This is a genomic window from Sporolactobacillus spathodeae (assembly GCF_016908935.1).
Taxonomy (GTDB): Bacteria; Bacillota; Bacilli; order Bacillales; family Sporolactobacillaceae; genus Sporolactobacillus; species Sporolactobacillus spathodeae.
Window position 1 is genome coordinate 41,069 of record NZ_JAFBEV010000001.1, and the last position, 12,965, is coordinate 54,033.

General features: G+C 44.5%; 13 protein-coding genes and 1 riboswitch. Of the genes, 12 read left to right on the forward strand and 1 reads right to left on the reverse strand.

The window, feature by feature from the left end; genetic code table 11:
- Positions 1-38 precede the first annotated feature (38 nt).
- The 12 genes from JOC27_RS00155 to sufB all read left to right on the forward strand — a co-directional run bounded on the left by JOC27_RS00155 (position 39) and on the right by sufB (position 12,042).
- Positions 39-410, forward strand: coding sequence for a Spx/MgsR family RNA polymerase-binding regulatory protein (locus JOC27_RS00155; protein WP_205004967.1), 372 nt, complete (start codon positions 39-41; stop codon positions 408-410).
- A 91-nt stretch (positions 411-501) separates the two neighbouring features.
- Positions 502-888, forward strand: a complete 387-nt coding sequence (gene gcvH / locus JOC27_RS00160) for a glycine cleavage system protein GcvH (protein ID WP_205004968.1) — start codon at positions 502-504, stop codon at positions 886-888.
- A gap of 614 nt (positions 889-1,502) precedes the next feature.
- Positions 1,503-2,264, forward strand: a complete 762-nt coding sequence (gene sigI / locus JOC27_RS00165; RefSeq protein WP_239529233.1) for an RNA polymerase sigma-I factor — start codon at positions 1,503-1,505, stop codon at positions 2,262-2,264.
- Between the two features lie 100 nt (positions 2,265-2,364).
- Positions 2,365-3,087, forward strand: a complete 723-nt coding sequence (locus JOC27_RS00170) for a hypothetical protein (protein WP_205004969.1) — start codon at positions 2,365-2,367, stop codon at positions 3,085-3,087.
- Between the two features lie 374 nt (positions 3,088-3,461).
- Positions 3,462-3,569, forward strand: a riboswitch (SAM riboswitch).
- Between the two features lie 168 nt (positions 3,570-3,737).
- Entirely contained in the window at positions 3,738-4,727 is a 990-nt protein-coding gene (locus JOC27_RS00175) for a methionine ABC transporter ATP-binding protein (protein WP_205004970.1), read from the forward strand.
- Entirely contained in the window at positions 4,724-5,389 is a 666-nt protein-coding gene (locus JOC27_RS00180) for a methionine ABC transporter permease (RefSeq protein ID WP_205004971.1), read from the forward strand. The genes JOC27_RS00175 and JOC27_RS00180 overlap by 4 nt, the downstream gene beginning before the upstream one ends.
- A 54-nt stretch (positions 5,390-5,443) precedes the next feature.
- A complete protein-coding gene (locus JOC27_RS00185; RefSeq protein WP_205004972.1) occupies positions 5,444-6,271 on the forward strand; it encodes a MetQ/NlpA family ABC transporter substrate-binding protein in 828 nt (275 codons plus the stop codon).
- A 532-nt stretch (positions 6,272-6,803) separates the two neighbouring features.
- Complete coding sequence (gene sufC, locus JOC27_RS00190; RefSeq protein ID WP_205004973.1) at positions 6,804-7,586, forward strand: Fe-S cluster assembly ATPase SufC; 783 nt, start codon at positions 6,804-6,806, stop codon at positions 7,584-7,586.
- Between the two features lie 29 nt (positions 7,587-7,615).
- Entirely contained in the window at positions 7,616-8,923 is a 1,308-nt protein-coding gene (gene sufD, locus JOC27_RS00195) for a Fe-S cluster assembly protein SufD (RefSeq protein ID WP_205004974.1), read from the forward strand.
- Positions 8,923-10,143, forward strand: coding sequence for a cysteine desulfurase (locus JOC27_RS00200; protein ID WP_205004975.1), 1,221 nt, complete (start codon positions 8,923-8,925; stop codon positions 10,141-10,143). Before sufD ends, JOC27_RS00200 begins: the two co-directional genes overlap by 1 nt.
- Positions 10,133-10,591, forward strand: coding sequence for a Fe-S cluster assembly sulfur transfer protein SufU (gene sufU / locus JOC27_RS00205; protein ID WP_205004976.1), 459 nt, complete (start codon positions 10,133-10,135; stop codon positions 10,589-10,591). Before JOC27_RS00200 ends, sufU begins: the two co-directional genes overlap by 11 nt.
- A gap of 47 nt (positions 10,592-10,638) precedes the next feature.
- Positions 10,639-12,042, forward strand: coding sequence for a Fe-S cluster assembly protein SufB (gene sufB, locus JOC27_RS00210; RefSeq protein ID WP_205004977.1), 1,404 nt, complete (start codon positions 10,639-10,641; stop codon positions 12,040-12,042).
- A gap of 273 nt (positions 12,043-12,315) precedes the next feature.
- Here the strand turns inward: sufB and JOC27_RS00215 are convergent, their stop codons facing one another.
- On the reverse strand, positions 12,316-12,747 hold the full coding sequence (locus JOC27_RS00215) for a DUF4395 domain-containing protein (protein ID WP_205004978.1): 432 nt from the start codon (positions 12,745-12,747) through the stop codon (positions 12,316-12,318).
- Between the last annotated feature and the right edge of the window lie 218 nt (positions 12,748-12,965).

Consider the following 12,965-nt stretch of genomic DNA (forward strand, 5'->3'; position numbering starts at 1 on the left):
TGAATTGTAGAAATGAATAAATGGGGGCATAACAATTCATGTTGAAAATATATTGTTATCCGACTTGCGGGACATGCAAAAAAGCAAAAAAATGGCTTGATGCCAAGAAAATCGCCTACGACGAGATTCAAATCGCTGATAATCCGCCAACGAAAGAAGAACTGCGGCAATTTCAGCGAGCAAGCGGCTTGCCTTTGAAAAAATTTTTTAATACAAGCGGCAAACATTACCGTGATAAAGACATTAAGAACAAATTAAAAGTTGAACCGGAGGAGAAGTGGCTCGATTGGCTGGCGGAAGACGGCATGTTGCTAAAACGTCCGCTTGCAGTAGCGGATGGGCTTGTGACTGTTGGATTTGACGAAGCCATTTTTGAAAAATCTTGGGGAAGAAAGACATCTAAAAATTAATACGCAGAGAATAATTTAAGCTATAATAATAATGCTGGGAATTAGCAACAACGGCGGCACGATGCCGATCATTTGAATGGAGGCAATGAAGTTGGGCGTACCGGAAGAACTATTTTATTCAAAAGATCATGAATGGGTCAAAAAAACAGAGGAAGGCAAAGTTCAAATAGGCATTACAGCGTTTGCACAGAAGGAACTCGGTGATATTGTTTTTGTTGAACTTCCTGAAATCGGTGAAACGCTCGAAGCTGGCGATTCCTTCGGCAGTGTGGAATCGGTGAAAACCGTATCGGAACTTTATGCTCCAGTTGCCGGAACAGTCAGTGCAACGAATACGGATTTGGAAGATTCACCAGAATTAGTTAATGAATCGCCGTACGATCAAGCTTGGATGATTGAATTGGAGGCTGATCAGTTTGATTTCAGCGATTTGCTGACGGCTGAAGCCTATAATCAGATGATTGGCGAAAACGCCTAACACGGGACAATCCGACTGTGAAAAAACACAAACCGTCTCCCGCGATTGCTTTTTGATCGCAGGAAACGGTTTTTCTAGTTAGATAAGAAAGATTTTTGCACAAAAATGCAGCGGGCAACCGAAGTGCAATTGTTGAAAAAGGACTTGGCTATGCCAAGTTTTTCTGATTTTTACCCCATCTTAATGAATCGCATAAAAAAGTTTGTGACTTTCCTCCTGAATTGTATTTCACCCTGCTCATTTTCCAGAAATTATTAATCGATGATTCGCCACATGCAAACACAGCGTCCGTTCGCGGCTCGCTTCCATTTATGACAAGATGTCATCTTTTTGTTACCGGATTGTCTCTTTCAATTCGTTGGTCCGGCATGGTATAAATGAGTCAAGCTTAGGTTCAGAAATGCAGGCTTTCCCATAAAAATATCAAGATTATCCATACATTAACAAAAATATTTGACATTAAACAAATGTGTGATCCGGACATGTTATGTTAGTTTCAGAAAGCGTTCAGAGATGCCGTAGATGTTCTGCGGCACAGCAAAGCAAAAAGCCTGTCAGCCGGAACGACCGGTCCAAGACAATTCTCAGCAAAAATGCGAGAGGTGAATCAAAAAATGATCAACGCAAATCAGCTTGCTATGGGCGGGATCTTTAATCTGCCGCTTGAAACGAATATCTTCAGAGTACAACAGGGTGATGAATCCTTGAGAAATATGATTATTGAATCTTATCAACCTTTTATAAAAAAAGTGGTTTCGAAAGTATGCAATCGTTTTATCGATCAGACGATGGATGAGTTCAGCATTGGATTGGTCGCGTTCAACGAAGCCATTAACCAGTATCAGAAAGGCCAGGGCAGCAAGTTTCTGACCTTTGCCGATATGGTGATCCGTCGTCGGATTATTGATTTTATCCGTAAAGAAACGCGTCAGGTTCGGCATATTTATCTGGATCAAGTGAATACGGATGTGGAAAATAATACGGATGAGAGTTACGTTGAACAGCAGGCAGCAATTGATTATTATGAGGAAAAATGCAGGATTAATGAACGGATGGAGCAGATTTCAAGCTACCAGGAATTATTGCTTAATTATGGCATCACATTCGATGTGCTGAGCCATCATTGCCCGAAACACGCGGATGCGCGTGAAAACGCAAAAATTGCAGCCAAAAGATTGGTTGAACACCCGGAACTCGTCCGGTTTTTAAAGAAAAAGAAACAACTGCCGATAAAAGAATTATTGCAATTTGTCGCTTGTAGCCGCAAAACGATTGAACGGAATCGAAAGTATATAATAGCGCTCGCCTTGATTTATATCGGCGGCTTCAGCGCATTGATGTCGTATATTGAACCGGAGATGGAAACGGCTCTTTAACGCGTGAAAGGTGGGGAGGAAACTGGAGCATGAGGGAGTCCTTGTATCAAAAAAAGGACGACAAGCAGTTATTCTGACCCAAGACGGCGGCTTTCGGTCGGTGAAATTAAAACGAAACGTGCATTCACCAGTTGGCGCGCTTATCGTCAAGGCAGATCTTGTGCGGCTTTCACTCAAGCATCTTTTTGCAACAATTCTTGCCGTTGGTGTGTCGGTTTTTTGTCTCAGTCTCAATCCACAAAGTGGTAGCGAACCAGAACAACGGATTGCAGCGTATGTCACAATCGGATTGGATGCGCCGATCGAGACTGGTATTGATAGTGAAGCTCGAGTGATTTCTGTACGTAACGGCCGCAACATGAATGCGTTCGGCATGAAAATCTCGCGTGCCGTTTCGTTTGGCAAGTTCAGTTCTGAATGGGTAAACAAAGCAGAAGCACACGGGTTGAAGCAAAACAAGCTTGATTATTTGATGACTATTTCTTTTTCAGGCAATCTGACGAAATTGCAAAAGAAACGGCTCTCGCAACACCTTATCCGCGATTTTGATCATGCGATGCGTCCAAAGCTTCAGGGCGTACCGTCTCATGCAGAATGGATGTTGACCACGATGGCTTCGAGAAACAAGGCAGAGGCACTTGATTTGCCAGTGGGGCGGTACCTGCTTTACCAAAAAGCAATTCAGAAAGGGGCGTCTTTGACGTTAGCCCAAGCCCGTCAACTATCGCCAAAACATTTGATTCATTTGGATGCAGCAAAGCTGCCTTCCGTGGAAAAGCTGGACAAACTACAGTTAGACATTCAAGCGGCAAGGGCACATTAAATGCAAGAAAAGATTTCTGTAGACGCGGTGCAAAATATCCCTATGGATCGCAGAAATATCGAAAGAAATACCAACCCATTACTTTCCTAGCAATGCCTTTCCTAATGAATTTTTCATCAAACCATAGAAGCGGTCAATCAATCACTTTTCCTTTTAGGAGCGTGATTGATTTTTTTTATCAGATAACCTTCGTTCGCATTTATCATAGTAATCACTTCCTGTAGGCGCCGCGCATCTTCCCACGCACTTTATAAGAGAAATGATTAACTTTTATGTGCTTTTCAAGAACGCATTTTTAGCTGGCTATCCAAAAAAAGCTTTGACACTTTTTTTAGGTCATGATAACCTTTGATCAATTGCATAAGCGAGATTTACTCTTATCAAGAGTGGCGGAGGGACTGGCCCAATGATGCCCGGCAACCCCTGGATTCTTTATCCGGAAAGGTGCTAAATCCTTCAGAATTTATTCTGAGAGATAAGAGAGGCTAATATTCACCCACCCTCTCTTATGCGAGGGCTTTTTTATTGCCAGAAAACAATTCATAGAAAGGGGGGATATAAAGTGTTCAGTTCTATTTTAAATCACATTAAACGAATGTGATAAGTTTTATATAAAACTGAACAATAGCACAGGAGAGTGAGGTAACGTTTTGATCGAATTAATTGAAGTTGGGAAGACGTATGAAACAAAGGATGGATCGGTTATAGCGTTGGAAAATATCAACTTAACCATCCAAAACGGTGAAATTTTCGGTATTATCGGGTACAGCGGCGCGGGAAAAAGTACATTAATCCGTCTCATTAACTTGCTCGAGCGTCCGTCCAAGGGCCGGTTAATCGTTGACAATCGCGATATGCTGCAACTTGGCGAACGGGAGCTTCGTGACGCGCGGAAACAAATTGGCATGATATTTCAGCATTTTAACTTGCTCTGGTCACGAAATGTTGCTCAAAACATAGCACTTCCGCTAGAACTAGCAGGAGTGCACCATAAGGCGCGTGATGCCCGTGTTTCCGAATTACTTGCGCTCGTCGGTTTGGAGGGACGTGGCAAAGCCTATCCGTCTCAACTGAGTGGGGGTCAGAAGCAGCGGGTTGGCATCGCACGTGCGCTCGCAAGCCGGCCGAAAATACTTCTTTGCGATGAAGCAACATCTGCGCTCGATCCGAAGACGACCGAGTCGATTCTTCAATTGTTACGGGAAATTAACCGCAAACTTGGTATTACAATTGTGATTATTACGCATGAGATGAAGGTCATTAGTAGTACCTGTCATCGCGTAGCCGTTCTAGACAAAGGGATCATTGTTGAATCGGGCGCAGTGTCTGAGGTATTCGGCCACCCGAAACAAGAAATCACTCGCGAATTTGTCGGAAAAACAGGTTTGCCTTTAGAACAGATAAGGAAGCCAAAACATGTGCTTTTGCGCGCAGTGTTTCGATCAAGCACGGCTCAGCGTGCCATCATCACTGAATTGGCACGGTCCGAACAATTATTTGGAAGAATTGTGCAGGCAGAAACATTCGGAGACGACGGCGGATCGATAGTGCTTGAGACGGGCGCTGACAATGAAGCGATTCAGCATGCTGTTGCAGCACTTCGCGCCAAAGACGTCCTGATCGAGGTGTTGAACGGATGAATGCACTTATTTTGAATATCGATTGGTCAGCGATGCTTGTTTCAACTGGTGAAACCTTGTATATGACACTGGTATCCGCGGTGTTCACCTTTTTATTCGGATTATTACTTGGTTTTGTTCTTTTTCTGACAGCGAAGAATGGTCTTTATGAAAATCGTTTGATATATCGCTTGACAGCTTCATTTGTCAATGTTTTTCGTTCGATTCCGTTCATCATATTAATTATTTTGCTCATTCCACTAACTGTTCTTATTTTACGAACCATGATTGGTAGCACAGCGGCATTGCCGGCGATCATTATTGGATCGGCGCCCTTTTATGCGCGACTCGTTGAAATTGGTCTGCGCGAAGTCGACAAAGGGGTGATTGAGGCAGCACAATCAATGGGCGCGAGTCGCTGGCAGATTGTTTATAAAGTGTTTTTTCCGGAAGCATTGCCGGCAATTGTCTCTGGAATGACCGTTACACTTATCGCGCTGATAAGCAATACGGCGATGGCTGGCGTCATCGGCGCCGGTGGACTGGGAACCATCGCTTATAATGAAGGATTTGAGGCAAATAATAACGGTATTACGGTGATCGCCACATTAATCATTCTTCTCATTGTGTTTATTATCCAGATCATCGGCGATCAAATAACACGATGGATTGACAAGAGATAAAAAAAGATGGTTGCTAAATTAAAATCTTACATCAAAAATTTAGGGGGAAAACAAATGAAAAAATCAATTTTATTAGTCGTTATTGCAGCACTCGTCTTTGTGTTAGCTGCTTGCGGAAACACTTCATCCAGCAATAAAACATCCGTTCAAAAAACAGTCACACTGACGGTCGGTGCAAGCCCGGTTCCACATGCGGAAATTTTGAAAAAGGCGGCACCATTGCTAAAGAAAAAGGGAATCGATCTGAAAGTTAAAGTGTTCCAGGATTATGTACTGCCTAACCAGGCGCTCGCTTCAAAACAATTAGACGCTAATTATTTTCAGCATATTCCTTACCTTGATCTTTATAATAAGCAGCATCATACAGATCTTGTTAGTGCTGGAAAAATTCACATTGAACCATTTGGTATCTATTCAAAAAAATATAAAACTGTCCGTGCGATTAAAGATGGCGCAACGATTCAGATTAGCAATAATAAAGCAGAACAGGGACGTATTCTTCTGCTCTTACAATCCAAGGGCCTTGTGAAAATTAAAAAAGGTGTCGATGGCGTTTCGGCGACACTGAAAGATATTGATAATATTAAGCACTTGAAATTTTTGACACCGATTGATCCAGCCATCTTGCCAAAGGCTTATGAAAACAGCCAGGCAGACTTGTATGCAATCAATACGAACTTTGCACTTCAGGCGCATTTGAATCCGAAAAAAGATGCGTTGATTCTTGAAGGGGCAGAATCGCCTTATGCCAATATTATCGCTGTGCGTAAGGGCGATCAAAATAAAAAAGCAATCAAAGAACTTGTTCAAGTACTGCATTCGAAAACCATTCAGGATTTCATTCTTTCGAAGTATAAAGGCGCGGTACTGCCGGTCAAATAAACGTTACTCTTCATAGACTCAGATAATCCTGTGCAAATCGTTCGCTGCCTTCCAGGCAACGGACGGTTTGCTTTTTTTTTCAAGAGATAAGAAAGTTTTTCGCACAAAAATGCAGCGAGGTGCTCTGGCGCCTTGCGGGAATAGCGTGCCAGAGAGACCCCGCAGATTATTGCCTGGTCGAGGAGGCTTGCCGTACGCCCGCGGCAAGCGCACTTTAACAGCGCCTTATTTTTTAAGAATTGGGATTGAAAAAAGCCAATATGAAAGAATAAGGATAATCGCCATATCGTTTTGACCCGTATGCGCTAATGAGAATATGAAGGGCTTACGATACGCATGTCCTTTGCTTACTAATTTTTTCAAACAGCGTTATAATGATACTTAATCTCATCTTTATCGGAAAACAAGGGCAAAGCGCTTGTGGTTGCCAACTGTTTACAAAAGATTTAAGATAATAATGAGAATAGAATGAGAATAAACCTTTTGTTTTATCAAAAGGTTGCAGTGATAATTTTTATTGGAGGTAAATGAGATGACAGTACCGGAATTGAAAATAAAAGATCTGCATGTCTCCGTTGAAGGTAAGTCGATCGTCAAGGGATTCGACCTCACTATTAAAGGCGGAGAAATTCACGCGTTGATGGGACCGAACGGCACAGGTAAATCTACTGTTGCTTCAGCGATCATGGGGCATCCAAAGTATCAGGTGACCGGCGGAAGCGCGTTGCTTGAGGGAGCCAATCTGCTCGATATGGCGGTTGACGAACGTGCTCGTGCGGGTATGTTTCTGGCGATGCAATACCCGAGCGAAGTCAGTGGTGTCACCAATGCCGAATTCCTGCGGACGGCGATTAACGGTCGTCGCGGCGAAGGCAATGAAATTCCTTTAATGAAATTTCTCAAGACATTGGATAAGAAGATGGATATGCTTGAGATGGATCAGAAATTTGCCGAACGTTACGTTAATGAAGGCTTTTCCGGTGGCGAGAAAAAACGCAATGAAATCCTGCAATTGATGATGCTTGAACCGAAATTTGCTATTCTTGATGAAATTGACTCCGGGCTCGATATCGATGCTTTGAAATGGGTGGCTAAAGGGGTCAATTCGATGCGATCAGAAAATTTTGGTTGCTTAATTATTACGCATTACCAGCGTCTGCTGAATTATATTAAACCAGACGTGGTACACGTGATGATGAATGGACGGATTGTGAAAACAGGCGGTCCAGAATTAGCCCTTCAGCTGGAAGCGGAAGGTTACGACGGCATGAAGGCCGAACTTGGCATAAAAGATGACGAAACGGTGGAAGCCTAAACTGAAATCTGTCGGATAGGAGGGAGAATATGTTGACTCAGGTGCAAAGTCTTCCATTTGATAAGGAAGATCTGACAAAATTTGCGGAACAGCGTAAGGAACCAAAATGGTTTACTGAAAAACGTCTTGAAGCTTTGGCGCTTGCGGAGAAACTTGCGCTGCCCGAACCAGAGAAAACACGAATTACTGATTGGAATTTTACCAATTTTAATTATGATACAACTGCAACGTCTGTACAGACGTTGGAAGAACTTCCGGAACAGCTGCAGAAGCTGCTCGGGAAGAATGAGAAAGCAGGCAATGTGCTTGTTGTTCGCAACAGTCGACCTGTTTACTGTAGCCTTTCACAAGAATTGCGTGACAAAGGTGTGATTTTTACCGATCTGGCGACGGCCATTAAAGAACATAGTGATCTCGTGCAGAAATATTATTTTCAGGTTACACCGATGAATCAACACAAGTTGACTGCGCTGCATGCCGCGCTAGTCAATGGCGGCGCTTTTTTGTATGTGCCGAGAAATGTGACCGTTACTGTGCCTGTGCAGAGTATTTACTATCAGGATGCGCCATCTTCGGGACTCGTTGCACACACAATCATCGCCGCGGAAGAAAACAGTCAAGTCACTTATGTGGAAAACTATTTAGCGGCTCCATCTGTCGGCGAAGGCACGGCTAATCTGCTTAGCGAAGTGACTGTCGGCGCCAATGCACGTGTGCAATTTGGGGCGGTTGATCATTTTACAAAGGACATTGTGACGTATGTCAACCGGCACGCCAAAGTTGCAAGAGATGGCAACTTACAATGGGCTCTTGGGCAGATGAATGATGGCAATACTCTTTCCGAAAACGCTACGTTGCTTGAAGGTGACGGCGCAGCTTGTGACACGAAAGCCGTCAGCATTGGCAGCGGCGCGCAGAAACAGAATTTTGATAATTACATCCGTCACATTGGCAAAGCGACCGTTAGTCGCCTACTTGTCCGCGGGGCGCAAAAAGACGCAGCCAATTCAATTTTCAACGCGCGAACGAAAATTGAACGGGGTGCGTCGCAAGCGGACGGGGAACAGACGCAGCGCGTGCTGATGCTAAGCGATGAAGCGCGCGGTGATGCGAATCCAATTTTGCTGATTGACGAATACGATGTCATTGCCGGTCATGCTGCTTCGGTCGGACGCGTTGATCCGGATCAGCTCTACTATTTAATGAGCCGAGGCATTCCGAAAGAAAAAGCTGAAAAATTGATTGTCGAAGGCTTCCTCAAGCCTGTTGTTGATCTTTTACCTATTGAAGGCGTAAGGGTTCAGCTGGCTGCACTAATCGAAGGGAAGGTTGGCTGATGGACATTCAAGCGATACGGGCAGATTTTCCGATCCTCAATCAGCAGGTGAATGGTCATCCACTCGTTTACCTCGACAATGCGGCGACTTCGCAGAAACCAAAAGCTGTGATTGATACACTGGTCGATTACTATAACAATTATAATTCCAACGTGCATCGCGGGGTGCATACACTGGGCACAGTCGCGACCAATCGTTACGAGGAAGCGCGTGAAAAAATTCGTCATTTCATTCACGCGAAGAGCACGAAGGAAATTATTTATACACGCGGCACAACGGATTCGCTAAATATGATCGCGTACAGTTACGGACGCGCGCGGCTTGGCCAAGGTGATGAGATTGTCATTTCGCCGATGGAACATCATGCCAATTTGATTCCTTGGCAGCAGGTTGCGCAGGCGACCGGAGCCACTCTGAAATATTTTCCCATGCAGCCAGACGGTACGCTTGATCTTGACGATGTCCAAAAGACAATAACGGATCGCACGAAAATTGTCTCCTGCACCCATGTTTCGAATGTGCTCGGCACGGTCAATCCGGTCAAAGCTATTGCGAAAATAGCTCATGATAAAGGCGCAATTATGGTTGTTGATGGGGCGCAGAGTACACCCCATCAGCCGATAGATGTCCAGGATCTCGATTGCGACTTTTTCGCATTTTCCAGTCATAAAATGATTGGACCAACGGGCATCGGTGTACTTTATGGCAAGGAAGCGTTGCTTGAAGCAATGGAGCCGATGGAAACAGGCGGCGAAATGATCGATGAAGTTGGTCTTTTTCATGCGACTTGGGCGGATCTGCCATGGAAATTGGAAGCTGGCACGCCGCATATTGCCGGTGCCATTGGACTCGGCGCGGCAATTGATTATCTGTCGGCGATTGGCATGGAAGCGATACATGAGCAAGAAAAAAAACTGTCTGATGCGGCATACAAGATGTTATCGGAGATTAAAGGCGTGACGGTTTATGGTCCGGCAGCGCGGGCTGGTCTTGTTTCCTTCAATATTGACGGGATCCATCCGCACGACGTCTCAACAGCGCTCGATATGGAAGGAATTGCCGTTCGAGCGGGCCATCATTGCGCGCAGCCGCTAATGAAACAACTGGCGTGCGAGTCAACGGTCCGCGCTAGCTTCTATTTTTATAACTCAATGGAAGAAATCGAGTATTTGGCAAATGGGATTAAGCACGCAAAGGAGTTCTTTGGTCATGTCTTTTAATAATCTTGATCAGCTCTATCGGTCGGTCATCATGGATCATTATAAAAGTCCGCGAAATCACGGCACACTAGACGACCCGGAGAGCGTGACGGTGAGTATGAACAACCCGTCCTGCGGCGATAAAATTCATGTGTCGCTGAAGATTGAAGATGGAAAAATAGCAGCTGTTAAATACGAAGGTAGCGGTTGTGCGATCAGTCAGTCTTCGGCATCAATGATGACGGAGGCTATCAAGGGGCTGAGCGTTGAACAGGCTCATGAATTAATTTATGACTTCTCTGAATTGGTTCAAGGACGTGAGCATGAAGACGATCTCGATCTTGGCGATGCTGAAGCACTGCAAGGCGTTGCGCAGTATCCGGCACGGATCAAATGTGCGACGCTTCCGTGGAAGGCGTTGGAAAAAGGCCTACGCGAAGCGATTGAGGAACAAAAAGAAAAGCCATAACTGAAACATAAATTGCGCAAGAAAATTTTCAGAAGGAGGAATTTACGATGGCAACCGAACAGCATTTACCGGAAATTGATGAATACAAATATGGTTTCCGCGAAAAAGACGTTTCCGTGTTCCGGACCAAGCGTGGTCTGACTGAAGAGATTGTCCGTGAAATTTCCAAAAAGAAAAATGAGCCAGAATGGATGCTGGATTACCGTTTGAAGGGTCTGGAACATTTCTATAAACGGCCAATGCCGCTATGGGGAGCCGATATCAGCGGACTGCAGTTCGACGATTTGACTTATTACGTTAAACCAGTGCAGAATCAGGGGCGCTCCTGGGATGAAGTGCCGAACGAAATCAAGGACACTTTTGATAAACTCGGTATTCCAGAAGCAGAGCGTAAATTTCTGGCAGGCGTGTCTGCGCAATACGAATCGGAAGTCGTCTATCATAGCATGAAAGATGAGCTTGAAAAACAAGGCGTGATTTTTCTCGACACGGACACGGCGCTTCAGAAGCATGAGGATCTGTTTCGAGAATATTTCGGAAAAGTGATTGCCTATGCTGATAATAAATTTTCTGCTTTGAACGCGGCATGCTGGTCAGGGGGTTCCTTCGTTTACATTCCAAAGGGTGTGGAATGCAAGACACCGCTTCAGGCTTATTTCCGAATCAACTCGGAAAGTATGGGGCAGTTCGAGCGGACACTGATTATCGTCGATGAGGGCGCCTCGGTCCATTATGTCGAAGGCTGCACGGCGCCAGTTTATTCCAGCAGCTCGCTGCACAGCGGAATTGTTGAAATTTATGTGCGTAAAAACGCTTATTGTCGCTACACGACGATTCAGAACTGGGCAAATAATGTATACAACCTGGTCACGCAACGTGCGATTTGCGAAGCGCATGCGACAATGGAATGGGTCGATGGCAATATCGGTTCTGCGGTGACGATGAAGTATCCATCGGTTGTGCTTAAAGGCGAAGGTGCGCGTGGCAATACGCTGTCGATTGCAATCGGTGGGCGTGGACAGAATCAGGATACCGGTTCGAAAATGATTCATCTAGCCCCTAACACGTCGTCAACAATCATTTCGAAATCGATAGCGAAAAATGGTGGGAATGTCACTTATCGCGGTAAAGTGCATTTCAGTAAAAAAGCGAAGAACTCGCGTGCCCATATCGAATGCGACACGTTGATTATGGATGCACAATCGACATCTGATACGATTCCATATAATGAAGTTTTGAATAAAGATATTTCTCTGGAGCATGAGGCTAAAGTCTCCAAGGTTTCAGAAGAACAGCTCTTTTATCTGATGAGCCGTGGATTGACCGAGCAGGAAGCGACCGAAATGATCGTCATGGGCTTCATCGAACCCTTTACCAAGGAGTTACCAATGGAATATGCAGTAGAGATGAACCGCTTGATTAAATTCAATATGGAAGGATCGATTGGCTGATTCGCCCAATCACTGAAACTCCCTGAACTGAAGCAGTTCAGGGAGTTTTTTTAGCATAAATATAATTTTGAGTGAATAGGTAACGCAAGCGTCAGCGGGAATAGTGTGCCCACGAAGCCCGCCGATTCCAGCTTGTCTGAGGAGACGCGCGGCGCCCGCGGTAAGCGAGCAGCCGTAGCGCGATTTTTGCAAAAAAAGACTTGGCGTAGCCAAGTTTATCTTAAGCATGTATATAATTTTGAGTGAAATAGGAGCGGTCACTTACTCTTGCGTTCACTTTTTGGCAACGGATTGCCTGTAACGATATTGCGTCCATTGATAGTGAATAAAACAGCCGACACAAAAGCCGAGTATCGCAACAAAAGCAGCTGTACCTACGAGAAGTGCCGTGATAATAGCTACTAGATGCCAGCCAATAAGAAAACTGAAAAAGCTGATAAACAGAAGCGAAACAGCAATGGTTTGATTGAACCGCTGATCCGCTGGATCTTCAGGGGTATATGCAGAGAAAGGTTTTCGTAAAAATTTTTTTGCAACTTTCATCACGGGATTATAGCGGAAAAAGAGGCCGGAAAGACCTGAGAGAAGCGGCAAAAGCAAAAACCAATACGTTTGAGTTACCAGTGACGCTACTACACTTAATACGATGACCCATTGATTCGTACGGACGAGCGGTCGCGGAATGAATGCGGGTTTTTCTGACAAATCAAATCACACCTTTCATATATGAATAAGTATATATTAACGGATTGATCGTAATCTGTGAAACAGAGAATCTCAAAATAGAATTTTTTTATTAGCAATATTTTCGATTTAATGTTGTTGTTCTGATAATAAGGCAATGCTTCGATAAGAATACGATTCATCAGTCGCTTGCAGCTTGCCGGTCGATTCGTGCAGGGCTACAATATAGTGGATAATGG

Excerpts from the sequence above, each read along its gene's own strand:
- JOC27_RS00155 (WP_205004967.1), top strand. The coding sequence starts at position 39 with ATGTTGAAAATATATTGTTATCCGACTTGCGGGACATGCAAAAAAGCA.
- sigI (WP_239529233.1), top strand. The coding sequence starts at position 1,503 with ATGATCAACGCAAATCAGCTTGCTATGGGCGGGATCTTTAATCTGCCG.
- JOC27_RS00180 (WP_205004971.1), top strand. The coding sequence starts at position 4,724 with ATGAATGCACTTATTTTGAATATCGATTGGTCAGCGATGCTTGTTTCA.
- JOC27_RS00185 (WP_205004972.1), top strand. The coding sequence starts at position 5,444 with ATGAAAAAATCAATTTTATTAGTCGTTATTGCAGCACTCGTCTTTGTG.
- sufC (WP_205004973.1), top strand. The coding sequence starts at position 6,804 with ATGACAGTACCGGAATTGAAAATAAAAGATCTGCATGTCTCCGTTGAA.
- sufD (WP_205004974.1), top strand. The coding sequence starts at position 7,616 with ATGTTGACTCAGGTGCAAAGTCTTCCATTTGATAAGGAAGATCTGACA.
- JOC27_RS00200 (WP_205004975.1), top strand. The coding sequence starts at position 8,923 with ATGGACATTCAAGCGATACGGGCAGATTTTCCGATCCTCAATCAGCAG.
- sufU (WP_205004976.1), top strand. The coding sequence starts at position 10,133 with ATGTCTTTTAATAATCTTGATCAGCTCTATCGGTCGGTCATCATGGAT.
- sufB (WP_205004977.1), top strand. The coding sequence starts at position 10,639 with ATGGCAACCGAACAGCATTTACCGGAAATTGATGAATACAAATATGGT.